The following is a 218-nucleotide window of genomic DNA, read 5'->3' on the forward strand; positions in this document are numbered from 1 at the left end:
CCTCTGGGCTCGGGTATTGCCGCCAGCAATAACTCGTCCGGCGGGGTGGCGGCGACGGGGGTTTTTACCCGTTCGTCATTGGGGGTGAATACCGGGTCGGCGAAGACGGCGAGGGTTTTAGTTGCCGGGGTTCGGGAGGCCGTATCTTGGCGAATTTGGGCGATCGCAGAAGCGGAGGGCGATCGCACGATTTCATACTGTTCGATCAGCGGTTCGTA

At 61.0% G+C, this 218-nt stretch carries 1 protein-coding gene; it reads right to left on the reverse strand.

Annotation, left to right across the window (positions count from 1 at the left end; translation table 11 throughout):
- Positions 1-218 (reverse strand): hypothetical protein (locus AC0QHF_RS27980; protein WP_324707564.1); only part of this gene is annotated, 218 nt, incomplete at both ends.

The organism is Lyngbya sp. CCY1209 (assembly GCF_055795065.1).